This window comes from Acidovorax sp. M14, assembly GCF_049331375.1.
Classification (GTDB): domain Bacteria; phylum Pseudomonadota; class Gammaproteobacteria; order Burkholderiales; family Burkholderiaceae_C; genus Acidovorax.
Genome location: NZ_CP186263.1, coordinates 3,905,772 through 3,931,381, shown reverse-complemented (window position 1 = coordinate 3,931,381; position 25,610 = coordinate 3,905,772). Strand labels below are relative to the sequence as shown.

Here is a 25,610-nt window from a genome sequence, read left to right as displayed (position 1 = left end):
AAGCCCGGAGTTCCCGTCAGGTTGCTCATTGATACCGTTTGACATTATCAGAGTCAAATCAGCATCGAGTGCTAGTGCTACATGCCTGAAAAGCTATCAAAAACATAGTGAATAACTGTCAACGTATCGCCCTCAAACGGTCGGTTCCAGCTGTTGTGGAGTGCCTCTGTCCCCTCTACACGCCCTGCCGCACCCGGTTTTCAAAGTCTTCCAGCGTGAGCGGCCGGCCGAACAAGTAGCCCTGAAAGGCCTGGCAGCCGTGCGCCAGCAGAAACTGATGGTGGGCGGTGGTTTCCACCCCTTCGGCGATCACAGACAGACCCAGGCTGCCGGCCAGCGCGATGATGGAGCGGGCGATGGCCGCGTCGCTGGCGTCCAGCAGCACGTCGCGCACAAAGCCCTGGTCGATCTTGATCTGGTCCAGTGGCAGGCGCTTGAGGTAGCTGAGCGACGAGTACCCCGTGCCAAAGTCGTCCAGCGAAAACCCCAGGCCATGGGCCTTGAGGGCGCGCATGGTGGCGATCACGCTGTCCACGTTGTCCAGCAGCAGGCTTTCGGTCAGCTCCAGCTTGATCTGGGCGGGATTGGCGCCGGTCTGCCGCACCAGCGCCAGCACCTGGGCCACAAAGTCGTCCTGCAGGAACTGGCGCGCGCTCACGTTGATGGCCAGGCTCAGGTGTGCAAACAGCGGGTCTTGCTGCCAGCGGGCCTGCTGGTGCAGGGCGGTTTCCATGACCCATTGGCCCAGCGGCAGGATCAGGCCCGACTCCTCGGCCAGCGGGATGAACTCTGACGGCGGCACCATGCCCTGCACCGGATGTTGCCAGCGCACCAGGGCCTCTGCGCCGGTCACGCGCCCCTGGCTGTCCACCTGCGGCTGGTACAGCAGCAGGAACTGCGCGCGCCGCAGGCCGTTGTGCAGTTCGGTCTCCAGCAGTGCGCGGCGGTTCACGGCCTCTTGCATTTCGGGGTCAAAAAAGCGCAGCGTGTTGCGCCCGGCGTCCTTGGCGCGGTACATGGCCATGTCGGCCTGCTTGAGCACCTCGTCCACCGAGTCGCGCTGATGGGTGAGCAGCGTCACGCCAATGCTGGCCGTGAAGTGGTGCTCGTGCCCCGCCAGCTCGTACGGCTGTCGCAACTGCGCCAGCATCAGCTCGCCCAGCGTGCGCGCCTGCGCGGCGGCCTCGGGGGCGTCGCTGCTCAGGTTCTGCAGCACCACCACAAACTCGTCTCCCCCCAGGCGGGCCACGGTGTCCTGCTCGCGCACGCAGCTGCGCAGGCGTTGGGCCACGTCCTTGAGCAGCAGGTCGCCGACTTCATGGCCCCTGGTGTCGTTCAGGGTCTTGAAGTTGTCCAGGTCCACAAACAGCACGGCCGTGGTCAGGCCTGATCGGGCACCGTTGACCAGTACCTGCTGCAGCCGGTCCACCAGCAGGCGGCGGTTGGGCAACTGGGTGAGCGCGTCGTAGAAAGCCAGGTAGCGGGCCTCGTCCTCGGCGGCCTTGCGGCCCGAGATGTCGATATCAATGCAGAACATCTCCGGCGGGTGGCCTGGCACCTGGATGTAGGCGTGGCTGGAGAACACGTGCACCGGCGTGCCGTCCTTGCGCTGCAGCTGCAGCTCGCCCGCGGGAATCACCTCGCCGGTGGCGAACATGTGCTGCATGTGCGCCCGCACATCGTTGCGCATGGGCGGGGGGATGATGAGGTCGAGCAGGTTACTGCCGATGGCTTCTTCGGCGGTGTAGCCGTACAGCTGCTCGGACGCCTGGTTCCAGTAGCTGGTGGTGCCGTCCTGCAGGTAGCCCTGTACCGAGATGGACGGAATATTGCGCAGCAGCGAGCGAAAGCGCAGCTCGGACTCGCGCAGCGCACTTTCTGCCTGCTTGCGCTTGGTGATGTCGCGGGCCAGAAACACCACGGCCGCCTGGCCGCCCACCTGCACGCCCAGGGGCTGGGTGCGCCCCTCAAACTGGCGCAGCCCTGACAGGGTCTGCATTTCATATTCCACGCTGTGGGTCTGGCCAGACTGCAGCGTGTCCCGGATGAGCGCCATGAACCGTTCGGCCTGCTCGGCGGGCAGCACATCGTGCAGCCGCTGGCCCACCAGCACGGGCGCGCTGGCCACCAGGGCGGAGTCGTTGGGGGACAGCACTTCTACGTACCGGCCCTGGGCATCCAGCACCAGCAGCACATCAGGAATGGCCTGTGTGATGGCATGCAGGCGCGCTGCCGTGCCCGTCAGCGCCCGCTCGGTGGCCATGCGCTGCTCCACATCGTGCAGCAGCAGGCCCAGCACCACCGTGGAGGGGGTGAAGGTCAGCAGATAGGGCAGGGCCAGCGTCTGGTTGATGCGCTGCACGGCCTCGGCGGGCAGCAGCTGAAACAGCGCGATCACCGCCGTGTGCAGCAGCAGCCCGAACACTGCCAGGGTGACGGGCTCCACCCCCAGCCGCCCCCGGGCCCGGCCCTCGCGGTACACCAGCCCCAGGGCGGTGCACAGCACGATCACCATCAGTCCCACCTCGGCCCCGGCGCCTCCCAGCCACAGGCGGCCCGTGGCCGCCATCAACGCCGCAATGCCAGCCACCAGCGGGCCGCCAAACAGGCCGGCCATGCTCAGCACCACCGAGCGTGCGTCAAAGATCACACCCGGCATCAGCACCACCGGGGTGAGCATGCCCACCACGCAGATGCCACCGAAGATCAGCCCCGAAAAGACCTGGCCCACCCACGGGTGTTGGCGCCAGACGCGGATGTTGAACCCGTGCAGAAAGCACAGCGCCAGCAGCAGCGCAACGCCTTTGACCAGCTCAATGAACATGGGCCTCCGTGCTTTCCAAGGTGAAAGCCCATGATGGAGGAAACGTTGCGATCCGTAAACGTGTAAATGGCCCCGGATGGGGCCATTTCTCACATCGGTTGAGCGCAGATCGTGAGGCTCAGCTCAGCAAGGCCTGGGCAAATTCGCGGGCATTGAAGGTTTCCAGGTCTTCGAGTTTTTCGCCCACACCGATGAAGTACACCGGGATCGGGCGCTCCTGCGCGATGGCGGCCAGCACGCCGCCCTTGGCCGTGCCGTCCAGTTTGGTGACGATCAGGCCGGTGAGCTGCAGCGCATCGTCAAACGCACGCACCTGGGCCAGCGCGTTCTGGCCGGTGTTGCCGTCAATCACCAGCAGCACCTCGTGCGGGGCGGTGGCGTCGGCTTTGGTGACCACGCGGCGGATCTTCTTCAGCTCTTCCATCAGGTGCAACTGCGTGGGCAGGCGCCCGGCGGTGTCCACCAGCACCACATCTTTGCCGCGCGCCTTGCCAGCGGTCACGGCATCAAAGCTCACGGCAGCGGGGTCACCGCCTTCCTGGCTCACGATCTCGACCGTGTTGCGGTCAGCCCACACACCGAGCTGCTCGCGCGCAGCGGCACGGAAGGTGTCGGCGGCGGCCAGCAGCACGGCGGCGCCTTCGTCTGCCAGGTGTTTGGTGAGCTTGCCGATGGAGGTGGTCTTGCCCGCACCGTTCACGCCGGCCACCATGATCACGGTGGGGGTGTGCTCGCCAATCACCAGGGCTTTTTCGAGCGGGCGCAACAGGTCGGCCAGTGCATCGGCCAGCAGGCCCTTGACGGCCGCAGGGTCGGTGGTTTTGCTGTCCTTCACGCGGCGCTTGAGGTCTGTCAGCAGGTGCGTGGTGGCCTTCACACCGGTGTCGGCCATCAGCAGGGCCTCTTCCAGCTCCTCATACAGCGCGTCGTCAATTTGGGTGCCGGTGAAGACGGTGGCAATGCTGCTGCCAGTTTTGCGCAGGCCCGCCTTGAGGCGGTCGAGCCAGCCTTTGCGCTCGGGCGCTGGGGCAGGGGATGCAGCCGACATGGCGGGTGCGGCCACGGGCGCAGGCGGTGGCGTGATGGGTGCGGGCGGAGTCACCGGCGCAGGCGCGGCAACGGGAACCGGGGGCGCGACGGGGGGGAATGCTGGGCTTGTGGCCACTGCGGCAGCGGCCGGTACGGTAACTGCAGGCGCCGCAGGGGGCGGTGTGACGATCGGCGCCACCGGTGGCATCGCCACAGGCGCCGGAGCGGGCTCGATGGCGGGCGCGGGTGCGGCGGGGGGCGGCGCCGCGGGCTCGGGGGCTTTGCTGCCAAACGGGTTGCGCAGCCAGCCAAAACCGGCCGGGGCGGACGCCGCTACGGGCGCGGGTGCGACCGGCGCAGGGGTGGTAGGGGTCGCCACGGGCGGCGTGGCGGGTGGGGGCGGCGCTACGGGCGCATCCACGGCGGGCGCCGGTGCGCCTACCGGCTGGGCCGGGGCGGGCGCATCGGTGGGGGCGGGCGAAGGAGCGGGCTTTTTCTTGAAAAAACTGAACATTGGCGGGTTCTTAGAATCTCCCCATTCTATGAAACGCGCTTTCACCCTTCTGGGCCTGCTGGCCTGCCTCTCGTCCGGGGCTGCCTTTGCGGCCACCACCCCGGTGTCTCAACCCTCCAGCGCGCCGTCTGCCACGGCCTCTGGCGCGCAGCAGTTCACCCTCAAGAACGGTATGCAACTCATCGTGCAGCCTGACCGCCGCGCCCCGACGGCGGTGCACATGGTCTGGGTGCGTGTGGGCTCGATGGACGAGGTGGACGGCACCTCGGGCGTGGCCCATGCGCTGGAGCACATGATGTTCAAGGGCACCAAGACCTTGCCGCCGGGAGAGTTCTCGCGCCGCGTGGCGGCGCTGGGCGGGCGGGAGAACGCATTCACCAGCCGCGACTACACCGGCTACTACCAGCAAATCCCGTCCAACCGGCTGGAAGACGTGATGAAGCTCGAATCGGACCGGTTTGCCAACAACCACTGGCCCGACGAGGAGTTCAAGAAAGAAATCGAGGTCGTCAAGGAAGAGCGGCGTCTGCGCACCGAAGACCAGCCCCGCGCCGTACTGGCCGAGCAGCTGTTTGCCGCCACCTTCAACGCATCGCCCTACCGCCGCCCCATCGTGGGCTGGATGAGCGACCTGGACGCGATGACGCCCGACGACGTGCGCGCCTTCCACCGCCAGTGGTACACCCCCACCAACGCCGCCGTTGTGGTGGCAGGTGATGTGGATGTGGCCCAGGTGCGTGCGCTGGCCGAGAAGTATTACGGCAGCCTGCCCGTGCACGCGCTGCCCGCGCGCAAGCCGCGCACCGAGCCCGAGCAAAAGGGCCTGCGCCGCATCGCCGTCAAGGCCCCGGCCGAGCAGGCCTATGTGGCCCTGGCCTTCCGCGCGCCCAGCCTGGACCGCGTGGACAACCTCACCGACGAAGACCGCGACGCCCTCGCGCTGATGGTGCTGTCGGCCGTGTTCAACGGCTACGACGGTGCCCGGCTGGACCGCGCGCTGACCCAGGGCCCCAATCGTGTGGCCGACAGCGCCAGCAGCTCCGCCATGGTCACGGGGCGCGGCCCCAGCCTGTTCATGCTCAGCGGCGTGCCTGCTGCGGGCAAGACCGCCCAGCAGGTCGAAGACGCGCTGCGCGCCGAGGTGACCCGGGTGGCGAAGGAGGGGGTGAGCGAGGCCGAGCTGAACCGCGTCAAGACGCAATGGATCGCCTCCACCGTGTACGAGCGCGACTCGGTGATGAGCCAGGCGCAAGAGCTGGGCGGCAACTGGATCCAGGGCTTTCCGCTGGACGCCAACGAGCGCCTGCTGGCCCTGCTGCGCACCGTGACCCCGGCACAGGTGCAGGCCGTGGCCGCCAAGTATTTTGGCGACGACCAGCTCACCGTGGCCACGCTGCTGCCCGAGCCGCTGGACGCTCCCCGCGCCCGCCCCCAGTTGCCTGCGGGTGCTGTCATCCGCTGAACCCGCCCTGCGGAAACTGCCCATGATTACTATCAAAAACATAGCTCTCCGTGCTTTATGCACTAGCGCTATCGCCCTTTTTTCTTCTAATTCGGCCTGGGCGCTGCTGCCCATCCAGCACTGGACGGAGCCCAATGGGGCCAAGGTCTACCTGGTCGAAAGCCCGGTCATCCCTATGGTGGATGTGCAGATTGACTTTGACGCCGGCACGCGCCGCGACCCGGCAGGCCAGTCCGGCCTGGCCAATGCGGTGGCGGCCATGGCGAGCAAGGGCGTGAAAGCCGGGCGCGACGCCACCGCCGAGCCCGCGCTGGACGAAAACGGCCTGGGCGAGGCCTGGGCCGACCTGGGCGCCAGCTTTGAAGCCAATGCCGACAACGACACGCTGCACTACGTGCTGCGCTCGCTGACCGACCCGCCGCTGCTCGAGCGCGCCGCACGCCTCGCGGCCCGCCAGATTGCGGAGCCCGTGACGACCGAAGACGTCTGGCAACGCGACCGCGCCCGCTGGAGCGCCAGCCTGAAAGAAGCCAACACGCGCCCCGCCACCGTGGCCAACCACGCGTTTGCCGCTGCGGTGTATGGCAACCACCCCTACGGCGTGCGCACCACCGAAGAAACGTTGGCCCGCATCAGCGTGGCCGACATGCAGGCCTTTCACGCACAGTACGTGGCCGCCTGCCGCGCCAAGGTCAGCATCGTGGGCGCTGTATCGCGCGCCCAGGCGCAGACACTGGTGGCCACGCTGCTGTCGCGCCTGCCCGCCACTGCAGGCTGCGCACCGCTTCCGCCGGTGGGCGAGGTGGCGGCGCTGACGGCACCTGCCGAGAAGGCCATCCCGTTCGCGTCGGCCCAGGCCCATGTGCTGATCGGCCAGCCGGGCTTCCAGCGCCGCGACCCGGACTTCCTCGCGCTGCTGGTGGGCAACCACATCCTGGGTGGCGGCGGTTTTGTCTCGCGCCTGACCCACGAGGTGCGCGAAAAGCGCGGCCTGAGCTACAGCGTCTACAGCTACTTTGCCCCCGGCCTGCACGCCGGGGCCTTCACCGTTGGCCTGCAGACGCGCCCCGACCAGGCCGCGCAGGCGGTGCAGGTCTCGCGCGACGTGATCGCCCGCTTTGTGGCCGAAGGCCCCACCGAGGCTGAACTGCGCGCCGCCAAGGACAACCTCATCGGCGGCTTTGCGCTGCGCATCGACAGCAACAAGAAGCTGCTGGGCAACGTGGCCAACATCGCCTGGAACGACCTGCCGCTGGACTATCTGGACCAGTGGGCCAAAAAGGTCGAGGCCCTCACGGTGGCCGACGTGCGCACCGCCATGGCCCAAAAGCTGCAGCCCGACCGCATGGTGACCGTGGTGGTGGGAGGCAAGCAGCCATGAGCCGATCCACCCTGCGCGGCAGCGCCATCACCGCCGAAATCCGCAAGGCCCAGGCCGCAGCCGCTGCGGCCCCGGTGGACCCCAAGGCCGCCAAGAAAAACGCCAAGGACACAGCTGCGGCGGCGGCCACCCCCAAGGGCGCGGGCGAAATCCGCATCATCGGCGGGCAATGGAAGCGCACCCGCCTGCCCGTGGCCCAGCGCCCCGGCCTGCGCCCCACGCCCGACCGCGTGCGCGAAACCCTGTTCAACTGGCTGGGCCAGGACCTGGCGGGCTGGCGCTGCCTGGACGCGTTTGCGGGCACGGGCGCGCTGGGGCTTGAAGCCGCCTCGCGCGGTGCCGCATCGGTGCTGCTGGTGGAAAACGATGCGGCCCTGGTCGCCCAGTTGCAGGTGCTGCAGGCCAAACTGCAGGCCAGCGCCGTGCGCGTGCAGCGCGGCGACGGCGTGTCTGCACTGAAGCAGGCCACACCCGCCAGCCTGGACCTGGTGCTGCTGGACCCGCCATTCGATGGCTCGTTTTTTGAACCCGCCCTGCAGGCCGCCGCCCAGGCCGTAGCGGCCGGGGGCTTCATCTACCTCGAAGCGCCCCGCGCGTGGGCGGACGAGGAACTGGCAAAACATGGCCTGGTGCTGTACCGGCACCTCAAGGCCGGTGCGGTGCATGCGCACCTGCTGCAGCGCGGCTGAGCGCCTGGGCACTGCAGACCCAGGGCGGGTGTTCCCCGAGTTTGCGCTGGCGGCTGGGGCGCTGTTTTTGGGGAAAATCGCTCCAAGCGCTAGTATTGTATGCGCTGGTTGCTATTGTTTTTGAGGCGACTGGCTGCTACGGACGGGGCCGGCCTCCGGTATCACCACCAACTGCAGCGCGCCACTTTCGAGCGCGTAGCTGAAGGTGTAGTGGCCCGGCGCCAGTGTGGCCCGCCCACCGGGGAAGGACTGGTCGGTGACATGCGTGAGCTGGCGCTGGCCGATCTGGATGCGGGTCTTGCGGTAGTGCGCCAGCGTGGCGGGCAGCGCGTGCCAGCGGCTGGTCTCGCCCGGCAGCAGCGGGCCCAGGTCCACATCGGAGCCCTGCTGCGGCAGGCCCTGCCAGACATGGGTAAAGGCCTCCTGACTCTGGTTGCGCACGCGCAGCCACACCTGGGCGCTGCCTTGCGCGCGGCTAGCGGTGGGACGCAGCAGTGGCGCCAAGGCGGCTGCCAGCAGGGGCAGGCGCTGCAGCAGTGCGCGGCGCATCATGGCGAATCCTTCAGGCTGTCCAGGTCGTTGGTGAGCGCGCACACGCGGGCGCGTCGGCGCTCCAGCGCCGCACCGCCAATGTTCAGCGCGGCCGAGCTGCCCTGTTCGGCAAAGATGGCGCTGTCCCACTGGCCCTGGGCGGTGTCAAACGCGAGCCAGGCGCGCTGGGCGGCCCGCAGGGTGTCGCGCCGACCGGGGCCAGCGGCCTTGAGTACCTGGGCGTAGATGCGGTTCAGCTCCTTGTCCCACGCGGCGTAGGCCGCGTTCTGGGCGTCGATCAGGTCCACCGTCACGCCGCCGCTGCGCTCGGAGGCGGCGCCCAGGGCCTTGTCGATGGGGTGGGCGGTGCGCTGGCCGCAGAAATGTTCGGCGGCTTGAGCGGCCTGCGGGCCAGAGGCCAGCAGCAGGAAGGTGGTCAGCAGCGCAAGTGCGGTGCGATGGAGGTTGCGGAGGCGGTGGTGATGGTAGTGGTGCATGTGGGTGTGTCCCTCGGGGTTTGCTGTCTTGCTGGCTTGATCGCTTGGGTCTATCCGTTGCGGCGTTGTCCGCTCATGCCCCCACCCACAGCAGCGCCGCCAGGGTGGACACCAGCGCCAGCACGGTGAAGGCGACCACCGCGCCGCCGCTGGCCGCTGCCACGCTGGCCATAGTGGACCAGCCGCGCGCATGGCTCCAGCGCGCCAGGTGGCGGGCTAGCCACAGCGCGGCGAGCCAGCCCAGCACCAGCAGCACGGCCAGAGTGCCCAGCAGCTTTCCGCCCTGGACGGAGTTCATGCCGTTGCTGCCCAGTAGTGCCGTGAACATGAAGAACAGCGCGGGCAGCAGGTTGGCGGCGCCTGCAATGAGCAGGGTGACGGCGGTGGATGACATGGACGGGACAGCGGCTTATTCGGTGACGGCGTAGCTCAGCACGTCCAGCGACTGCGTGTCCTTGGGGTTCCACGACAGGGCGGCCGCACGCGCGATGACCGTGTAGGTTTTGCCCTGTTCCAGCTTGCCGCCCGGTTGCAGTGCGGCGGTGCGCGGGTCCACATAGAGCATGGTGGTCAGGCCTTCAGCGCTGCGCAGCAGCACGGGCTGCTTGCCGCTTTGCACCTTTGCGTCGTTGACCCAGGCGGCCTTGTTGCCAGAGGGAGGGTTCAGGCTTTCCACGGTGCCTGACAGGCGCACGATCTTGCGCCACACCTTGCTGTCGTTGGGGTTGGTGACCTTGCCGTTCTCGGCAGCGTCTGCCTTCTGGATGTCGCCTAGCGACTGGTAGGCGATGGTCCAGTCGGCGCGGCTGGTGTCGCGGCGGATGTGGTCGGCCGCGAGCATCAGGTTCTCGGTCCAGTTGCCGCAGGCGTTCTTTTTCTTGCACAGCGCCCATGCGGTGTTCATCCAGCGCTTGAGCTGCTCGGTCTTGTCATGGCTGCCCATCTCCAGCGCCACGCCCGCGCCCAGCACGGCGGCGGCCTGGTTCTGCTCGGGCGCCACCACCAGCACGGCGCCGTTGCCCACGTCGAGCTTGCCCACGCGCAGCTGGCGCATCATGGCGTGCGCGTAGTCCTCGGCGCTCTTGCCGTCCAGGTCCTTCACCAGCAGGGTGACGATCTCCACGCCCGTCTTTTGCGCATGCTCGTACATCTGCTTTTCAAATTGGGCGCGGATGACCGGGTCCAGGATGCCGAACTCGTCGTAGATGAACTGCGTGCCCTTGGACGGGATTGCGGCCACGTCGACCTTGGGCAGGGTTTCGGCGGCGGCAGCTGCCAGGGCCGGGGCCGGCGCCTTGGCCGCAGGGGTGGCTGGCGTGGGGGTGGGCGCAGCCGTGGGTGCCGGGGCCTTGGCCACCGGGGTGGCGGGTGCCTGCGCTGGCGATGGTGCAGCAGGCGCCACTGCTGCCGTGCGCACCGGCAGCCCGCCGGAGCATTGTGGCCCGCCGCCCTGCAGCTCGCAGGCTTCCTTCCAGCCCGACTCGATGGCAGCCAGGCGCTTTCTGCGGCCGGGGTGGGTTTCGCCGTCCTTCTCGGGGATCAGCGTGGCGATGGCGCGCTGGGCGTCGGCCAGCGGCGCGCCCATCTTGTAGAGCACAAAGCCGCTGAACTTGTCGGACTCCAGCTCGATGGGCGGCTGGCTGCCGCCGGGCACGATGGTGTGGCCCGAGAGGTGGTGCCCGATCTCGTGCGCCATGATGCTCACGGGCGCCCAGTTGTTGGACTTGGTGGCCTCGATCACCTGGCCCATGAAGGCCGGGTTGTAGGCAATCACGCGGCGGGGCACCTGGTCGGGCCCCTGCATGATCACGGCGGCCGCGTTGGGCACCTTGCCCTCCACCACCACAAAGTTGGCGGGCAGGCCGGTGTATTTCATGATCTCGGCCACCACCTGCTTGCCGGTGCCGCCGCCCTTGGACAGGTCGGGCGGCGAAAACGCCAGTGGGCTGCCGTCGTACGAGCAGGCCTGCAGTGTGGCGGCGAGGTCGGCCACCAGCTGCGCCTTGCTGGGCTTGGCCACGGCGGCGTTCTTTTGGGCCATGGCCAGGCCGCCGACCGCCAGGCCGACGAGGGCGCAGCAGGCCAGGGCGATGGGTCGCAGTTGGCGCAGGTGGGGCAAGGAGTGGCGAGACAAGGTCATGGGCAGGGGCCTTTCATGCGGCGCTCGGCGCCGCGCTAGGAATAAAAGAGACAAAAACAGAGAGAAAGAAGTCAGGCCACCAAGGCCGCCACGCGCAGCACACGCTGGGCCAGTTCGGCCTGGCCCCGGGTGCCGGTCTTGGCGTACAGGCTGGCCAGCTGCGATCGCACGGTGGGCATCTTCACTTGGCGGGTGTCGGCCATTTCACGCGGTGTCATGCCTTGCAGCAACAGGGGCAGCAGGGCAGCTTCGGCAGGGGTGAGGCCATAGAGCGCGCTGCACACCGACACGGTGGCGCCTGCATGGGGCGGGGTTTCGGGCACCAGGATGAACTGGGCCAGCGCCTCGCCAGTGGCAGGGGCCGTACCGCCGCGCAGGGGTGCGGCGAGGGCCACCAGCGTGGCAGGGGCACCGGGGTGCTGGGGCTGCAGGCGGGCGGAGACCGGTGTCTGCGTGCTCAGGCTGGAGCCCAACAGTGGGATCAGCGCGGGGTGGATCTGTGCCAGCTGCAGTGGCTGGCGCGCCTGCCAGCCGGTGGCGCCGCGCAGCAGGATGCGGCAGGCGTCTTCAATGCCCAGCCAGGCGCGGGCGTGTTCGTTCAGGTAGCGCAGTTCGCCCCGGCGGTTCACATGCATCACGCCCAGGGGCAGCTGGTCCAGCGTGCGCTCCAGCGCGCTGGTGTGGCGCTGGGCCTGCTGCAGCCGCCGCTGGGCGCGCATGAGGCTGCGCACCCACGGCGTGGCGGCGCGCAGGCGGGCGAATTGTTCGGGTGTGAATTCGCTCTGGCCCAGATCGTTGTACATCGCCAGCACATGCATGCCCACCTCGGGCGAGGCCTCGACGATGCTGTTGACCATGGCATCGATGCCCAGGGGCCGCAGGTAGTCGGCATAAAACGCACCCCGCCGCAGCGCTGGGGTGCTGACCAGCTGCTGGCTCAGCGAGCCGCCGCGCGCCAGCGCGGCGCCCTGCTGGCGCTCCAGCGCCTCGCTCCAGGCATCGCAGCCCTGGATGAGGTTGGCGTAGCGCGCCAGAAAATCGTCGGGCATGCCCCACTGGTAGGCGGTCAGCGGGTCGTCCGAGCCGGGCAGGGGGCAGAACAGCACCACCTTGTGGCTGCCCAGCGCCTCGCCCAGGCGGCGCAGCAGGCGCTCCACCATGCCGGGCTCGCCCAGGGCCTCCAGGCTTTCGGCCATCAAGGCCTCGAAACCCGGGATGCCTGGGTGCTGCCCCATGCGCTGCATATCCCACTCCTGACCGGCCAAGGTGGCCTCCTTTTCGCTGTATGGGTTGAACTGCGGCGGATCGTAGGTGCGTTGCCGCCAGGGCGGCATCATTCAGGTGAAGGATGTGGTGGCACTCCGACACACAATCGTGAACTGGTTCACATTTTTCAGCGGACACCGGGTGGCTCAGCCGCCCATCTGCCAGAGCACCAGCTCCACCACGCCCCGGGCATAGAGCTGGGTGGCCTGCCACTTGAGCCCGGCAAACAGCGCCCCGGCCAGCAGCAGCCAGCCCGCGTCGCGGCGCAGGTCCAGCAGAAAGAACTGCCGCAGCGCCAGCATGAACATCAACGTCTGCAGCGCCGTCATGTACCAGGGCGACCACTGCTTGTGCCACTTGAGCAGTTCCGGCGAATGCGCCAGCACCAGCGGCAGCTGGTTTACCATCTGCAGCGCGATGAACACCGCCTGGCAGTACAACGCGAGCGCCAGCAGCTCGGCCAGGTTGTAGCCGCGCCGGCGGAACACCAGCCACATGCTGGCCAAAGCCGCCACCGCCCCCAGCGAAAACGACCACTTCGAATACCCAGTGACCAGCGCATACATGCGCTGCGCCGCCTCGCTGGGCAGCTCGGGCCGCAGGTAGTCGGTGTGTCCTAGCACGATGAGCAAAAAGCCGATGGACAGGAACAGCAGCGTGAGCGGGTGCGGGTGGTCCTTGCGCTGGCCCAGCACATACTCGCGCGCCATGGTGCCGGGCTGCGGCAGCACCCGCAGCGCGTTGCGGATGGTGCTCCACTCAAACCACCGGAACCGCTCCCAGGCCTCCTTGCGCACCATGCGGGTGCCCATGCGCGCCGCTTTCTTCTGCCCACAGTGTGCGCAGAACGGGCCAGTGAGCGCCGCGCCGCAGTTGAGGCAGGCGGTGGTGTCGAACAGCGCGTCGTTGATGGGGGTGCTGGGGGAGGTGTTGGGGGAGGTGTTGGGGGAGGAGGTCACAGGCGGGGCCTACCTTGGGGCAGAAAGGGCTGGGCATGGTAGGCCGCGAGCCTGCGCCTGGCATCGTTCAGGTGGACGATGCGGCGGTCGGGCGGATGTGGTGTCCGGGTTCATGTTGCACTGCACTGCATAATGCGCGCACGCGGCCCGGCGGGCCCTGCGGGGAGCGCCCCGGGGGCCGGGGCCAACGTCAATCGCCAGACAGGAGACAACCAGCCATGGCCCAGAACGTGCTCGCCGTGTACCCCGGAACCTTCGACCCCATCACCCTGGGCCATGAAGATGTGGTGCGCAGAGCCACCCAGTTGTTTGAACGTGTGATCGTGGCCGTGGCGGCGGGGCACCACAAAAAGACCCTGTTCTCGCTGGAAGAGCGCATCGACATGGTGCGCGAGGCCGTGAAGATGTATCCCCAGGTGCAGGTCGAGCCCTTCTCGGGCCTGCTGCGCGACTTTGTGGTGTCGCGCGGCGGCAAGGCCATGGTGCGCGGCCTGCGCGCCGTGACGGACTTTGACTACGAGTTCCAGCTCGCGGGCATGAACCGCAGCCTGATGCCGCAGGTCGAAACCGTGTTCCTCACCCCCAGCGACAAGTACCAGTTCATCAGCAGCACCTTTGTGCGCGAGATCGCGGTGCTGGGCGGCGAGGTGACCAAGTTCGTATCGCCCTCGGTGGAAGAGCGACTGGCGGTCAAGGTGCGTAGCCTCGCGGCGCCGGGCGGCTGAGGACACTGTCCGAAACGCACCCAGAGCCTCGGTTGTGGCTCTTTTGTGCTGATAGCGCCGGTGCGATATGCCCTGGATGCTATCAAAATCATAGTATCTAGATCCTGTGGCCTCAGTCCATGGCGGGCGGTAGCCTCTCCGCAATGGCGTGTGCCTGCGCGCGCAGGGCGTCCAGCATGGGCACGACCTCGGGCAGGGGTGGGCGGTACAGCGGCAGCAGCGCCGTCACGCTGAACGGGATGGAAAACGCCAGCCGCCGCAGCACCAGTCGCTCGCTGGCGGCGGCCAGGGCGGTGACCGGGTTGACGATGGCGATGCCCAGGCCCTGCTCGACCATGGCGCACACTGCGGCGGCGCTGTGGGTCTCCACGCGAAGCGTGCGCTCCACGCCCGCCTCGGCAAACCGGGCGTCGATCAGGCGGCGGTAGGGGTCTTCGGCCGAGAGGCTCACAAAAAACTCGCCCGCAAAGTCGGCCAGGTCCAGCACCGGCTGGTGCGCGAGTGCGTGGCCTGCGGGCAGCACGGCCACCTCGTCCAGCGTCAGCAGCACCTCCGCCCGCGTGCCGGGTGGGGCGGTGGTCTGCTCGCACAGGCCCAGGTCAAACCGCTGGGCACTCATCCATTCTTCCAGCAGGGGCGATTCCTGTGGCGTGACAGATAAGCGCGTTGTGGAGTGTGCCTCGGAGTGCGACCGCATCAGCCGTGCCGCCGCGCCCGGCAGCAGCGCATGGGCCAGCGCGGGCAGGCACAGCACCGACAACTGCACGGCCCCCGACCGGCCCAGCGCCACGGCCCGGTCCACCACGCGCTCCAGCCCCTGCCACGACCGTTGCACCTCGTCCCACAGCGCCAGCGCCCGCGCGTTGGGGCGCAGGCGGCCCTGCACGCGCTCGAACAGCGCGTAGCCCAGCAGCGACTCCAGCCGCGCCAGCTCGCGGCTCACCGTGGGCTGCGAGCTGTGCAGCAGGTCGGCCGCGCCGGTGGCGCTGCCAGCGGTCATCACGGCGCGGAAGACCTCGATATGGCGGTGGGTGATGCGGTGAGTGAGGGTGGGCTCGGTCATGCCAGTCATGCACAGAGCATATCCATATTGAATGGATGGCGTAAATCAAAGCATTCGACTGAATGCATGGATGGCGGCATCATCCGCGCATCGTTCACGCTGAGAGCGGCTAACAAAACTCTTCTGGCGCCGTTGCTGTGTCTTGTCTTACTGCTCGTACTGCCTGCAGCACAGCGCCTAGCCAGAACCGCTTCGCTGAGTTTTGTCAGCCGCTCTTAGTACCCCTGGAGCCTCCCCATGTCCAACCCTTTCTCCCCCGCCCAGCTCTGGGCCCTGGCCGACCAGTTTGGCACCCCGCTGTGGGTGTATGACGCGGCGACCATCCGCCAGCGCATTGCGCAGGTGTCCAACTTCGAGACCATCCGCTTTGCGCAAAAGGCTTGTTCCAACATCCACATCCTGAAGCTCATGCGTGAGCAGGGCGTGAAGGTGGATGCGGTCTCGCGCGGCGAGATCCTGCGCGCGCTGGCAGCGGGCTACGTGGCGGGCGGAGAGCCGTCGGAGATCGTCTTCACCGCCGACCTGTTCGACGCCGCCACGCTCGACTGCGTGGTGGAGCATGGCGTGCCCGTCAACGCAGGCTCCATCGACATGCTGCACCAGCTGGGCGCGCGCTCGCCGGGCCATGCGGTGTGGCTGCGCATCAACCCCGGCTTTGGCCACGGCCACAGCAACAAGACCAACACGGGCGGCGAGCACAGCAAGCACGGCATCTGGCACACCGACCTGCCTGCGGCGCTGGCCGCGATCAAGCAGCACGGCCTGAAGCTGGTGGGTCTGCACATGCACATCGGCTCGGGCGTCGATTACAGCCACCTGCAGGAAGTGTGCGGCGCCATGGTCAACCTTGTGCGCACTGCGCATGCGGCCGGGCATGACCTGCACGCCATCTCGGCGGGAGGCGGCCTGTCCATCCCCTACCGCAGCGGTGACCCGGTGGTGGACACGCAGCACTACCACGGCTTGTGGGACGCCGCACGCCAGCAGGCCGAGGCCATCGTGGGCCACAAGCTCGGCCTGGAGATCGAGCCCGGCCGCTTTCTGGTGGCCGAATCTGGCGTGCTGCTGGGCCAGGTGCGCGCCACCAAGAACGCGGGCAGCAACCACTTCGTGCTGGTCGATACCGGCTTCAATGAACTCATGCGCCCGTCCATGTACGGCAGCTACCACGCCATGAGCGTGCTGCACCGCGATGGCTCCACGGCCGCCGAGCAGCCCACGGTGGTGGCAGGCCCGCTGTGCGAGTCGGGCGACGTGTTCACCCAAGGCGACGGCGGCGTGGTGCTGCCGCGCGACCTGCCCGCCGCCCAGGTGGGTGACCTGCTGGTGATCCACGACACGGGCGCGTACGGCGCCAGCATGTCCTCCAACTACAACACCCGTCCGCTGATTGCCGAGGTGCTGGTGGACGGCGGCCAGGCCCGCCTGATCCGCCGCCGTCAGACAGTGGACGAACTGCTGGCGCTGGAACTGGGGCTGTAAGCTAGGCCACAGCGCTGCTCAGGGGCGCCGTGGGCTGAACCTGCAAAAGGTGCGGGTAGGTGAGGGACTACGGTTTTGGGGTGCAAAGCCGGACAAGCGCCAGACGGGGTGAGAAATACAGTGAAACCACCTGAACTTCTCACCCTTTCAAGGAGATTCCCATGCCTCTCATTGCCTGGCTACTTGGCGTACCGCTGTCGGTTGTGCTGCTGCTGATGTTGTTTGGGGTGTTCTGAATCCAGACCCCGGTGCGCATTGCAAACAGCGCCGCAAAAAAGGCCCCTGAGGAATTCCGCAGGGGCCTTTTGTCTTGGGGGAGCAGTAGGGGGTCACACCAACTCAGAGGCCGGCCCGCGCCCCATCAGCGTGACAACCGCATCGGCCGGGGTGAGCTGGCCATCCAGCAGCGCCACCACCGCGCGGGTGATGGGCATGTCCACCCCCAGCGCTGCTGCCCGCTGCGCCACGGTGCGGGCGCTGTAAACGCCCTCGGCCACATGGCCCAGCGACTCGACGGCCTGCGGCAAGGTCTTGCCCTCGGCCAGCAGCATGCCCACGCGCCGGTTGCGCGACAGGTCGCCCGTGGAGGTCAGCACCAGGTCGCCCAGGCCCGACAGGCCCATGAAGGTATCGGGGCGCGCGCCCAGCGCCAAGCCCAGCCGCGTCATCTCGGCCAGGCCGCGCGTGATGAGTGCGGCGCGGGCGTTCAGCCCCAGCGCCAGCCCGTCGCACAGGCCGGTGGCAATGGCCAGCACGTTTTTCACCGCGCCACCCACCTCCACGCCCACAATGTCTTCGTTGGCATATACACGCACGCTGGGGCTGTGGAAGGCGCTGACCAGCGCATCCCGCACCTGCGCATGGGGGCTGGCTGCCACCAGGGCGGTGGGCTGGCCCAGTGCCACCTCCTGCGCAAAGCTGGGGCCGCTGAATATGCCTGCTATTAAATCAGGAGCTATCTGCGCTTGTATCTCGTGCGCTAGCAGCCCAAACGATGCCGGGTCGGCCCCCGCAGGCACGGCTTCAAAACCCTTGCACAGCCAGGCCACGGGCGCGGCGCAGCCGTGCAGGGCCTGCAGCATGCCGCGCAAGGCGGCCATGGGTGTGGCCACGATGACGAGGTCGGCGCCGGTCCATAGCGCAGCAAAGTCGCCATGGGCCAGCGTGAGGGAGGGGGGGAGGGTGATGCCGGGCAGGTAACGCGCGTTGTGCCGCTGCGTCTGCATCTGGGCCGCCTGGGCGGCATCGCGCGCCCACAAGGTGACGGCATGGCCTGCGGGGTGCAGGGCGGCACTCATGGCCACCGCCGTCCCCCAGGCTCCAGCGCCCAATACTATGATTTTCATAGCTGTATGCGCTTATTCATCCAGCACTACAGGCATAAACGCCTGTGAGTGCTTACTGCGTGATGATGGGCGAAGCTTGGCCGGCAGCCTGGGCTTGCTGTTGCTCGTACATGGCCTGGAAGTTGATTTCGGCCAGGTGCACGGGCGGGAAGCCAGCGCGGTTGATCAGGTCGGCCACGTTGCCGCGCAGGTAGGGGTACACGATCTGAGGGCAGGCGATGCCCATGATGGGGCCCATCTGGTCTTCGGGCACGTTGCGGATTTCGAAGATGCCGGCTTGCTTGGCTTCGACCAGGAACACGGTCTTGTCCTTGATCTTGGTCTGCACGGTGGCCGTCACGGCCACTTCAAAGATGCCTTCGGCCACAGGGGTGGCTTCCACGCCGAGCTGGATGTCCACGCTGGGCTGCTCTTGTTCGAGCAGGATGGCGGGGGAGTTGGGCTGCTCCAGCGACATGTCCTTGAGGTAGACGCGCTGGATCTGGAACACGGGGTTTTCTTGGTCGGCCATGGTGAAGTCTCTTTGCTCTTACGAAATTGCTAGCAAAACAAAACCCGCCGGGGAGCAGCTCCCGCAGCGGGCACATGGGGCTGCATTATGCAGCGCCCGAAGAGGCGGTCAGGCGCCGAGCAGGGGCATCAGCTCGCCACGGCTGTCCAGTGCCACCAGGTCGTCGTGGCCGCCCACGTGGGTGTCGCCGATGTAGATCTGCGGCACCGTGCGGCGGCCGGTGATTTCCATCATGTGGCTGCGCGCGGCGGGGTCGGTGTCGATGCGGATCTCCTCGATCTGCTCCACGCCCTTGGACTTGAGGATCTGCTTGGCCCGGATGCAGTAGGGGCAGACGGCGGTGGTGTACATCTTCACGGGTTGCATGGCGAACCTTCCTCTTTCTTCTTCCTGTGGGACTGAAAAACCAGTCGCAAGACTAGCGCTGACCGAATAACTGGGGGCGGATCAGGCTTTTTCCACAGGCAGGCTGGCTTCGCGCCAGGCCTTCATGCCGCCAGCCATGGCCTGGGCGTTGTCGTAGCCCAGCTTTTTGGCAATGCCGACAGCGCGATTGGCGCGGGCACCGCTGGCACAGACCAGCACCACGGGCAGGGCCTTGTTCTTGACCACAGTGGGCAGGCGCTCTTCCAGTTGGGAGACGGGCACGTTCTTGGCGCCGGTGACGTGGCCGGCCGCGAATTCCTCGGCTTCGCACACGTCGATGACCACCGCTTTTTCGCGGTTGATGAGCTGCACGGCGCGTGCGGGTGTCAGCGAGCCGCCACTGGCGTTCTGCAGGACCGGCCACAGCAGCATGCTGCCCGAAGCCAGTGCAACGAGGAACAGATACCAGTTATCAATAATGAATTTCACGAAGCTTCCTTGGGTTGGCGAACCGCGTAATTCTAGAATGCCGGGTTTGGTCTGCTTTTTCTTTAGCCCGTATTTCCTGGGGAAACCATGTACAAGCTCGTTTTGATCCGCCACGGCGAATCCACCTGGAACCTTGAAAACCGCTTCACCGGCTGGACCGATGTGGATCTCACGCCCACCGGCGTCTCCCAGGCCATGTCGGCCGGCAAGCTGCTCAAGGCTGAGGGCTACGAGTTCGACCTGGCGTTCACCAGCGTGCTCAAGCGCGCCATCCACACCCTGTGGTACGCCCTGGACGAGATGGACTGCACCTGGCTGCCCGTGGTCAAGGACTGGCGCCTGAACGAGCGCCACTATGGCGCGCTGCAGGGCCTCAACAAGGCCGACATGGCAAAGAAGTACGGCGACGAACAGGTGCTGGTGTGGCGCCGCAGCTATGACACGCCGCCGCCCGCACTGGAAGCCACCGACCCCCGCAGCGAGCGTGGTGACCGCCGCTACGCTGGGGTGGCTGCCGAGAATGTGCCCCTGACCGAGTGCCTGAAAGATACCGTGGCCCGCGTGCTGCCGTTCTGGAACGAGGCCATGGCGCCCGCCATCCGTTCGGGCAAGCGGGTGGTGGTGGCTGCGCATGGCAACTCTATCCGCGCGCTGGTGAAGTACCTGGACAACATCTCCGAGACCGACATCGTGGGCCTGAACATTCCCAACGGGATTCCACTGGTATACGAGCTCGACGCCGACCTCAAGCCCATCCGTCACTACTATTTGGGCGATGCCGAAGCGGCGGCCAAGGCTGCAGCTGCCGTGGCATCGCAGGGCAAAGCGTAAATCGCAGGTAAAGAGCGGGGAAAACCCCGCTTATCCCCGCCAAAGTGAGCGTGCATGCGGAACTGCGGCGGGTTTGGCCCTTCCAAGGTGTATATTGGTTTCGAAGCGGTAAAAGGTGTTGTATGGGCCACAAACTCAAGATTGCAGGATGGGTATCGGTAGGTGTGGTGGCGGGTGCGCTCACCACGGTGTCACTGCAAACGGTGGCGCGCGGCGCCATGACACCGTTGCCACTTGAGGAAATCCAGCAACTCTCCGCCGTGTTTGGTCTGGTCAAGACCGATTACGTCGAGCCGGTGGATGACAAGAAGCTCATCACCGACGCCATCTCCGGCATGGTGTCCAGCCTGGACCCGCACTCCCAGTATTTCGACAAGAAGTCCTTCAAGGAATTCCGCGAGGGCACCTCCGGCCGCTTTGTGGGCGTGGGCATCGAGATCACGCAGGAAGACGGCCTGATCAAGATCGTGTCTCCCATCGAGGGCTCTCCCGCCTTCCGCGCCGGCCTCAAGACCAACGATCTGATCACCAAGATCGACGAAACCGCCGTCAAGGGCCTGGCGCTGAATGACGCCGTCAAGCGCATGCGTGGCGAGCCCAGCACCAAGGTCACGCTCACCATCTTCCGCAAGGACGAGAACCGCACGTTCCCTGTCACCATCACCCGGGAAGAGATCAAAACCCAGTCCGTCAAGGGCAAGGTGATCGAGCCGGGCTACGCCTGGATCCGCCTGTCTCAATTCCAAGAACGCACGGTGGATGACTTTGTGCGCAAGGTGGAAGAGGTTTACAAGCAGGAGCCCAATCTCAAGGGCCTGGTGCTGGACCTGCGCAACGACCCGGGCGGCCTGCTGGATGCCGCCGTGGCTATCTCTGCGGCCTTCCTGCCCGAGAACGTGACGGTGGTGACCACCAACGGCCAGCTGGCCGACAGCAAGGCCACCTACAAGGCCGCGCCCGACTACTACCAGCGCCGGGGCGGCGGTGATCCGCTCAAGCGCCTGCCAGCGTCCCTCAAGTCGGTGCCTCTGGTGGTGCTGGTCAACGAGGGCTCGGCCTCCGCCAGTGAGATCGTGGCGGGCGCATTGCAGGACCACAAGCGCGCCACCATCATGGGCAGCCAGACTTTTGGCAAGGGCTCGGTGCAGACCGTGCGGCCGCTGGGCCCTGACACGGGCATCAAGCTGACCACTGCCCGCTACTACACCCCCAGCGGCAAGTCGATCCAGGCCAAGGGCATCGTGCCCGACGTGATGATTGACGAGTCGGAAGAGGGCAACATCTTCGCCGCCTTGCGCATGCGCGAAGCGGACCTGGACAAGCATTTGAATAGCGGCCAGGGTGAAGAGAAGAAGGACGAGGCCCGCGAGAAAGCCCGCGAGGAAGCCCGCAAGCGCATGGAAGAAGAGGCCAAGAAGCCTGCGGCCGACCGCAAGGTGCCCGAGTTTGGCTCCGACAAGGACTTCCAGCTGGTGCAGGCCCTCAATCAGCTCAAGGGCCGCCCCGTGCTGGTCAGCAAGACGCTGACAGAGCGCAAGGAAGAAAAGAAAGAGAATTGAGCCCTTCGCGCTCTGAACCCGGGCTGGATTTCGCGAGGAATCCAGCCTTTTTCATGTCCGCCTGTTTCACCGTTGATTTTTTGGCCGCTGCAGGCCAGCCTTCCCATGACCGACGACCAGCTCCTGCGCTATTCCCGCCACATCCTGCTCGACGAGGTCGGCATCGAAGGGCAGGAGCGGGTGCTGGCGGCCCATGCGCTCATCATCGGCGCTGGCGGATTGGGGTCGCCCGCTGCGCTGTATTTGGCATCTGCCGGTGTGGGGCGCATTACCCTCGTTGATGACGATGTGGTGGACCTGACCAACCTGCAGCGCCAGATCGCGCACACCACAGCCCGTGTGGGCACTCCCAAGGTCCAGTCGGCGGCGCAGGCCATGGCCGACATCAACCCCGAGGTGCACGTCACCGCCCTGCAGGCCCGGGTGGATGCTGCGGCTTTGGACAGCCTGGTGCGCGATGCCACGGTGGTGCTCGACTGCAGCGATAACTACGCGACCCGCCAGTCGGTCAATGCGGCGTGTGTGCGCCATCACAAGCCTTTGGTGGCAGGGGCTGTGATCCAGTTTGACGGGCAGATCACGGTGGTGGACCCGCGCGATGCGCAGTCGCCTTGTTATGCCTGCATCTTCCCGCCCGACGCGGAGTTTGAGGAAGTCCGCTGCTCCACGATGGGGGTGTTTGCACCGCTGGTGGGTGTGGTGGGCGCGATGCAGGCGGCCGAAGCGCTCAAGCTTATCGCGGGGGTGGGGCAGTCGCTGGCGGGTCGGCTGCTCATGCTGGATGGCCGGGCCATGGAGTGGAACACCATGCGGGTGCAGCGCCATGCCGACTGTCCGGTATGTGTTGCGCGGTAGGACTCTTCCTACATGGCCAGCGTGCTGTGGCTGGCAGAATCCGGCGGACAGAAGCCTTAAATTCAAGGCTAGGACAGGGTGATCTGCGCTGTCCGTACAGATGGACCCGCCCGTGAAACTGCGCACCTACATTGTTGAAGACAACGCCACCATCCGAGAGAACCTGATCGGGACTCTGGAGGAGTTGGCGTCTGTGGAAGCAGTGGGCGTGGCAGAAACGGAAGACGAGGGCACGAACTGGTTGTCCACCCACCCCGAGGAATGGGACTTGGCCATCGTCGATCTGTTCTTGCGGCAAGGCAGCGGGCTGGGTGTGTTGGCGGCTTGCCGTACGCGTCGGCCGGGGCAAAAGATGGTCGTGCTCAGCAACTACGCCACGCCCGATGTGCGCATGCGCTGTGCGCAACTGGGCGTGGATGCGGTGTTCGACAAGTCCAACGAGATCGATGCCCTGGTGGACTATTGCGTGCAACACAGCAGCCTGTCGCACACCATGGGCGCAACCAGCAGCGGCGGAGCGCCAGCTGCCTCATCAGGCGCGGCGCAGTGACACCACCCGCCGCCGCGTGCGTAGGTGCATGCGGTGGTCGCGGTGTTTGCTTTTCTTCCCTTTTTTGGAGTGCGGCAGGTGACCTTGCCCGAGCCCTGCGAGGCAGCAGGGCGCAGGCAGGCGAGGCGATGTCAGTCGATCAGGCGATTCTTGAGCGCGTAGTAGGTCAGGTCGCTGTTGGACGACAGGCTCATTTTTTCCATCAGGCGTGTGCGGTAGGTGCTCACCGTCTTCACGCTCAGCGACAGCGACTTGGCAATGTCCCCCGCCGTCTCTCCCTTGGCCAGCTTGAGGAACACCTGGAACTCGCGCTCCGACAGCTGCTCGTGCGGCGGCGCGTCGTCCTTGCGGTTGAGTTGCTGCGCAAGCAGCTCGGCAACGGCAGGCGTCAGGTAACGGCGGCCCAGCGCGATGGTGCGGATGGCTTCCACAATTTCCGACGGCTCGCACTCCTTGTTCAGGTAGCCGCTCGCGCCCTGGCGGATCAGGTTGATCGCATAGTGTTCTTCGGGGTACCCGCTCAGAATCAGGATGCCCATGTCAGGCGCCTTGGCGCGCAGCATAGCCAAGGCATCCAGCCCGCTTTGCCCGGGCATCGACAGGTCCATCAGCAGTACATCGATTTCCTTGTTGCGCACCAGGTCGATGGCCTCGCGGCCGTTGGCGGCTTCGCCCTCGACCCGAAGGTCCACATGCTCGGACAGGAACTGCTTGAGCCCGGAACGAACAATCGCATGGTCATCCACAATGCCGATCTTGATCATTGATGCTTCTTTCGAGGCGGCAGCCACAGACTGCCGGTGTGTGTTGAAGTCCAGATGCCCCATCGTGTCATGGCACGGCAGGGGCGTCAAAACGGTAGTCGGTCATTATCCAGAATAAGCGTATGAATCTCCAAGAAAACACCCGGCGTTGGTTACCAAAAGTCCGACAGATGGCCTTGAGCCTGCCCATGGCGCTGCTGGCGGCCATGGTGCTGGTGGGCATCAATGAAACGGGGCACATGCGTTCGCAAGATGCGGTGGAACAACTGGCCCAGGGGCTCACCACACGGTCTGATGTGAACAAGCTGCTGCAGAGCATGCTGGACGCAGAAACTGGTCAGCGCGGCTATCTGCTCACGGGCAACGAAACCTACCTGGAGCCCTACGACAAGGCCGTAGCCACCGTGCAGACCAATCTCGACAGCCTGCGTATGCAGTTCATGGCCTCGCCGGAAGACATGCAGGAGTTTGCGCTGTTGTCGCGGCAGATATCGCGCAAGCTGGCCGAGATGGAACTGAGCCTACGCCTGCGCCGCCAGGGCAACGAAGACGCGTGGAAGTTCATCCTGAACACTGATGTGGGCAAGGAACACATGGAGGCGATCCGCCAACATGCGCAAGAGCTCATCGCCCGCAGCGACAAGCGCCTGCAGCAGGGCCGCGAGCAGATCGAGCAGTCGCTGATGCTGTCGCGCATCGGCATTGCCACGGTCACTGCCATCGGCCTGCTGGCCTTTTACATGTACCTGCGCCAGACGCAGGCCGTGCAAACGGTGAACCTGCGCGAGCAAGAGTTGCTGGAGCGCGAGCGCGACCGTCTGGAGGGCCTTGTGCGGGACCGCACCGCCACGTTGTCTGAACTGGCCAACCACCTGCAGCAGGTGCGCGAAGAAGAGCGCGGCCATCTGGCGCGAGAGCTGCATGACGAGCTGGGTGCGCTGCTGACGGCCGCCAAGCTCGATGTGGCGCGCCTCAAGTCCAAGATCGACGCCACCGCACCCGATGTGTCGGAGCGGCTCAAGCACCTGACGGAGACGCTCAACAGCGGCATTGCGCTCAAGCGCCGCATCATCGAAGACCTGCGGCCTTCGTCCCTGTCGAACCTGGGGCTCACGGCCGCGCTGGAGATCCTGACGCGCGAATACGCCGAGCGCGCGGGCATCGACGTCGAGACCAGCCTGGAGCCGGTGCAATTGCCCGATGCAGCGCAGCTCACGGTGTACCGCATGGTGCAGGAGGCGCTGACCAACATCGGCAAGTACGCCAAGGCCAGCAAGGTACTGGTGTCGGTGCACGGCTACCCCACACATGTGGCGGTGCAGGTGCGCGACGACGGTGTAGGGTTTGACCCCGGCAGCGTGCGTCCCACCTCGCATGGCCTGGCTGGCATGCGCCACCGGGTCGAGGCGGCTGGTGGGCGCCTCACGCTCACCTCGCGCCCAGGCAATGGCACGCTGCTGTCGGCCGTTTTGCCACTGCCGCGAAATACGCCGGAGTTGCGCCACAACGCCGCTGCGCACGACGCCTAAAGCGCAGACCGGCGGCTTTTCCCTTCCCTCTTCTTTCCCTCTCGCCGCAGTGCACGGCGAACTGGTGACAGCTATCACGGGCACGGGGCGCTGCACCTGGGCCGCAGCACCGCCCTGCGCGGCGTAGCCGTCGGCATCTGCCCGTGCGTGCCGTCCTACACCACCCCCACTGCGCCGCCGACACGGGGGCGCGCCGCACACCGGCATTCAGGGCTGCGGGCGATACCTACAGTTGACCCCAGGCGCTG

The 25,610-nt window shown here is 66.5% G+C and carries 24 protein-coding genes; 10 read left to right on the top strand and 14 right to left on the bottom strand.

The genetic code is table 11. From position 1 onward, the window contains the following. Positions 1-175: 175 nt before the first annotated feature. Entirely contained in the window at positions 176-2,824 is a 2,649-nt protein-coding gene (locus tag ACOYR4_RS18290) for an EAL domain-containing protein (RefSeq protein WP_422847577.1), read from the bottom strand. Between the two features lie 118 nt (positions 2,825-2,942). Then, positions 2,943-4,367, bottom strand: coding sequence for a signal recognition particle-docking protein FtsY (gene ftsY / locus ACOYR4_RS18285; protein ID WP_422847576.1), 1,425 nt, complete (start codon positions 4,365-4,367; stop codon positions 2,943-2,945). Positions 4,368-4,395: 28 nt separating this feature from the next. On the opposite strand from ftsY, the gene ACOYR4_RS18280 reads away from it, so the two are divergent. Genes ACOYR4_RS18280 through rsmD form a run of 3 tightly spaced genes read left to right on the top strand, consistent with a single transcriptional unit; the run spans position 4,396 to position 7,899 of the window. Beyond that, entirely contained in the window at positions 4,396-5,829 is a 1,434-nt protein-coding gene (locus ACOYR4_RS18280; protein WP_422847575.1) for an insulinase family protein, read from the top strand. 22 nt (positions 5,830-5,851) lie between these two features. Next, positions 5,852-7,210 (top strand): M16 family metallopeptidase, encoded by a 1,359-nt coding sequence (locus ACOYR4_RS18275; RefSeq protein ID WP_422847574.1) that lies wholly within the window; start codon positions 5,852-5,854, stop codon positions 7,208-7,210. After that, on the top strand, positions 7,207-7,899 hold the full coding sequence (gene rsmD / locus ACOYR4_RS18270; RefSeq protein ID WP_422847573.1) for a 16S rRNA (guanine(966)-N(2))-methyltransferase RsmD: 693 nt from the start codon (positions 7,207-7,209) through the stop codon (positions 7,897-7,899). Before ACOYR4_RS18275 ends, rsmD begins: the two co-directional genes overlap by 4 nt. Positions 7,900-8,010: 111 nt before the next feature. Here rsmD and ACOYR4_RS18265 read toward each other — a convergent pair whose 3' ends face one another. The 6 genes from ACOYR4_RS18265 to ACOYR4_RS18240 form a co-directional block, all read right to left on the bottom strand. Next, a complete protein-coding gene (locus ACOYR4_RS18265; protein ID WP_422847572.1) occupies positions 8,011-8,451 on the bottom strand; it encodes a hypothetical protein in 441 nt (146 codons plus the stop codon). Next, positions 8,448-8,927 carry a lysozyme inhibitor LprI family protein gene (locus ACOYR4_RS18260; protein ID WP_422847571.1) on the bottom strand — a complete coding sequence of 160 codons (480 nt, stop codon included), beginning with the start codon at positions 8,925-8,927 and terminating at the stop codon, positions 8,448-8,450. Before ACOYR4_RS18260 ends, ACOYR4_RS18265 begins: the two co-directional genes overlap by 4 nt. 73 nt (positions 8,928-9,000) lie before the next feature. Next, the gene (locus tag ACOYR4_RS18255; protein ID WP_422847570.1) at positions 9,001-9,321 is read right to left on the bottom strand and encodes a hypothetical protein; all 321 of its coding nucleotides are present in this window, start codon (positions 9,319-9,321) and stop codon (positions 9,001-9,003) included. Between the two features lie 15 nt (positions 9,322-9,336). Beyond that, entirely contained in the window at positions 9,337-11,067 is a 1,731-nt protein-coding gene (locus ACOYR4_RS18250; RefSeq protein ID WP_422847569.1) for a TPM domain-containing protein, read from the bottom strand. Positions 11,068-11,138: 71 nt separating this feature from the next. Further along, positions 11,139-12,404, bottom strand: a complete 1,266-nt coding sequence (locus ACOYR4_RS18245) for a hypothetical protein (RefSeq protein WP_422847568.1) — start codon at positions 12,402-12,404, stop codon at positions 11,139-11,141. 75 nt (positions 12,405-12,479) lie between these two features. After that, positions 12,480-13,292 carry a DUF3667 domain-containing protein gene (locus ACOYR4_RS18240; RefSeq protein ID WP_422847567.1) on the bottom strand — a complete coding sequence of 271 codons (813 nt, stop codon included), beginning with the start codon at positions 13,290-13,292 and terminating at the stop codon, positions 12,480-12,482. Positions 13,293-13,510: 218 nt separating this feature from the next. Here ACOYR4_RS18240 and coaD point away from each other — a divergent pair, with 218 nt between their 5' ends. Further along, positions 13,511-14,017, top strand: a complete 507-nt coding sequence (coaD, locus tag ACOYR4_RS18235) for a pantetheine-phosphate adenylyltransferase (RefSeq protein ID WP_015015486.1) — start codon at positions 13,511-13,513, stop codon at positions 14,015-14,017. A gap of 112 nt (positions 14,018-14,129) precedes the next feature. Here coaD and ACOYR4_RS18230 read toward each other — a convergent pair whose 3' ends face one another. Next, positions 14,130-15,080, bottom strand: coding sequence for a LysR family transcriptional regulator (locus ACOYR4_RS18230; protein WP_422847566.1), 951 nt, complete (start codon positions 15,078-15,080; stop codon positions 14,130-14,132). A 237-nt stretch (positions 15,081-15,317) separates the two neighbouring features. On the opposite strand from ACOYR4_RS18230, the gene lysA reads away from it, so the two are divergent. Further along, a complete protein-coding gene (gene lysA / locus ACOYR4_RS18225) occupies positions 15,318-16,562 on the top strand; it encodes a diaminopimelate decarboxylase (protein WP_422847565.1) in 1,245 nt (414 codons plus the stop codon). 329 nt (positions 16,563-16,891) lie between these two features. On the opposite strand, the gene ACOYR4_RS18220 is transcribed toward lysA, so the two are convergent. The 4 genes from ACOYR4_RS18220 to ACOYR4_RS18205 all read right to left on the bottom strand — a co-directional run bounded on the left by ACOYR4_RS18220 (position 16,892) and on the right by ACOYR4_RS18205 (position 19,274). Further along, a complete protein-coding gene (locus tag ACOYR4_RS18220) occupies positions 16,892-17,908 on the bottom strand; it encodes an NAD(P)H-dependent glycerol-3-phosphate dehydrogenase (protein ID WP_422847564.1) in 1,017 nt (338 codons plus the stop codon). A gap of 52 nt (positions 17,909-17,960) precedes the next feature. Then, a complete protein-coding gene (gene secB / locus ACOYR4_RS18215; protein ID WP_060985051.1) occupies positions 17,961-18,419 on the bottom strand; it encodes a protein-export chaperone SecB in 459 nt (152 codons plus the stop codon). 108 nt (positions 18,420-18,527) lie between these two features. Then, positions 18,528-18,785 carry a glutaredoxin 3 gene (gene grxC, locus ACOYR4_RS18210; RefSeq protein ID WP_015015481.1) on the bottom strand — a complete coding sequence of 86 codons (258 nt, stop codon included), beginning with the start codon at positions 18,783-18,785 and terminating at the stop codon, positions 18,528-18,530. A gap of 81 nt (positions 18,786-18,866) precedes the next feature. Further along, positions 18,867-19,274: a rhodanese-like domain-containing protein gene (locus ACOYR4_RS18205; RefSeq protein WP_110960116.1), complete on the bottom strand. Its 408-nt coding sequence runs from the start codon at positions 19,272-19,274 to the stop codon at positions 18,867-18,869. Positions 19,275-19,361: 87 nt separating this feature from the next. Between ACOYR4_RS18205 and gpmA the strand changes: the two genes are divergently transcribed. From gpmA to ACOYR4_RS18185, 4 genes are all read left to right on the top strand, one after another. Next, positions 19,362-20,105, top strand: coding sequence for a 2,3-diphosphoglycerate-dependent phosphoglycerate mutase (gene gpmA, locus ACOYR4_RS18200; RefSeq protein ID WP_422847563.1), 744 nt, complete (start codon positions 19,362-19,364; stop codon positions 20,103-20,105). Between the two features lie 122 nt (positions 20,106-20,227). Next, positions 20,228-21,664: a S41 family peptidase gene (locus ACOYR4_RS18195; RefSeq protein ID WP_015015478.1), complete on the top strand. Its 1,437-nt coding sequence runs from the start codon at positions 20,228-20,230 to the stop codon at positions 21,662-21,664. Between the two features lie 105 nt (positions 21,665-21,769). Continuing rightward, positions 21,770-22,519, top strand: a complete 750-nt coding sequence (locus ACOYR4_RS18190; RefSeq protein ID WP_422847562.1) for a HesA/MoeB/ThiF family protein — start codon at positions 21,770-21,772, stop codon at positions 22,517-22,519. A gap of 112 nt (positions 22,520-22,631) precedes the next feature. Further along, a complete protein-coding gene (locus ACOYR4_RS18185; RefSeq protein WP_043566880.1) occupies positions 22,632-23,069 on the top strand; it encodes a response regulator in 438 nt (145 codons plus the stop codon). 131 nt (positions 23,070-23,200) lie between these two features. Here ACOYR4_RS18185 and ACOYR4_RS18180 read toward each other — a convergent pair whose 3' ends face one another. After that, complete coding sequence (locus tag ACOYR4_RS18180) at positions 23,201-23,833, bottom strand: response regulator (protein WP_015015475.1); 633 nt, start codon at positions 23,831-23,833, stop codon at positions 23,201-23,203. 122 nt (positions 23,834-23,955) lie between these two features. On the opposite strand from ACOYR4_RS18180, the gene ACOYR4_RS18175 reads away from it, so the two are divergent. Then, complete coding sequence (locus ACOYR4_RS18175; protein WP_422847561.1) at positions 23,956-25,362, top strand: CHASE3 domain-containing protein; 1,407 nt, start codon at positions 23,956-23,958, stop codon at positions 25,360-25,362. Positions 25,363-25,610: the final 248 nt, after the last annotated feature.

Bases quoted from the DNA above. Each gene is read 5' to 3' on its own strand.
- ACOYR4_RS18250 (WP_422847569.1), bottom strand. From the start codon at position 11,067: ATGACCTTGTCTCGCCACTCCTTGCCCCACCTGCGCCAACTGCGACCC.
- ACOYR4_RS18175 (WP_422847561.1), top strand. From the start codon at position 23,956: ATGAATCTCCAAGAAAACACCCGGCGTTGGTTACCAAAAGTCCGACAG.
- coaD (WP_015015486.1), top strand. From the start codon at position 13,511: ATGGCCCAGAACGTGCTCGCCGTGTACCCCGGAACCTTCGACCCCATC.
- ACOYR4_RS18275 (WP_422847574.1), top strand. From the start codon at position 5,852: ATGATTACTATCAAAAACATAGCTCTCCGTGCTTTATGCACTAGCGCT.
- ACOYR4_RS18290 (WP_422847577.1), bottom strand. From the start codon at position 2,824: ATGTTCATTGAGCTGGTCAAAGGCGTTGCGCTGCTGCTGGCGCTGTGC.
- grxC (WP_015015481.1), bottom strand. From the start codon at position 18,785: ATGCAACCCGTGAAGATGTACACCACCGCCGTCTGCCCCTACTGCATC.
- ACOYR4_RS18180 (WP_015015475.1), bottom strand. From the start codon at position 23,833: ATGATCAAGATCGGCATTGTGGATGACCATGCGATTGTTCGTTCCGGG.
- gpmA (WP_422847563.1), top strand. From the start codon at position 19,362: ATGTACAAGCTCGTTTTGATCCGCCACGGCGAATCCACCTGGAACCTT.
- lysA (WP_422847565.1), top strand. From the start codon at position 15,318: ATGTCCAACCCTTTCTCCCCCGCCCAGCTCTGGGCCCTGGCCGACCAG.
- secB (WP_060985051.1), bottom strand. From the start codon at position 18,419: ATGGCCGACCAAGAAAACCCCGTGTTCCAGATCCAGCGCGTCTACCTC.
- ACOYR4_RS18220 (WP_422847564.1), bottom strand. From the start codon at position 17,908: ATGAAAATCATAGTATTGGGCGCTGGAGCCTGGGGGACGGCGGTGGCC.
- ACOYR4_RS18260 (WP_422847571.1), bottom strand. From the start codon at position 8,927: ATGCACCACTACCATCACCACCGCCTCCGCAACCTCCATCGCACCGCA.
- ACOYR4_RS18265 (WP_422847572.1), bottom strand. From the start codon at position 8,451: ATGATGCGCCGCGCACTGCTGCAGCGCCTGCCCCTGCTGGCAGCCGCC.
- ACOYR4_RS18230 (WP_422847566.1), bottom strand. From the start codon at position 15,080: ATGACCGAGCCCACCCTCACTCACCGCATCACCCACCGCCATATCGAG.
- ACOYR4_RS18255 (WP_422847570.1), bottom strand. From the start codon at position 9,321: ATGTCATCCACCGCCGTCACCCTGCTCATTGCAGGCGCCGCCAACCTG.
- ACOYR4_RS18280 (WP_422847575.1), top strand. From the start codon at position 4,396: ATGAAACGCGCTTTCACCCTTCTGGGCCTGCTGGCCTGCCTCTCGTCC.
- ftsY (WP_422847576.1), bottom strand. From the start codon at position 4,367: ATGTTCAGTTTTTTCAAGAAAAAGCCCGCTCCTTCGCCCGCCCCCACC.
- rsmD (WP_422847573.1), top strand. From the start codon at position 7,207: ATGAGCCGATCCACCCTGCGCGGCAGCGCCATCACCGCCGAAATCCGC.
- ACOYR4_RS18190 (WP_422847562.1), top strand. From the start codon at position 21,770: ATGACCGACGACCAGCTCCTGCGCTATTCCCGCCACATCCTGCTCGAC.
- ACOYR4_RS18245 (WP_422847568.1), bottom strand. From the start codon at position 12,404: ATGATGCCGCCCTGGCGGCAACGCACCTACGATCCGCCGCAGTTCAAC.
- ACOYR4_RS18195 (WP_015015478.1), top strand. From the start codon at position 20,228: ATGGGCCACAAACTCAAGATTGCAGGATGGGTATCGGTAGGTGTGGTG.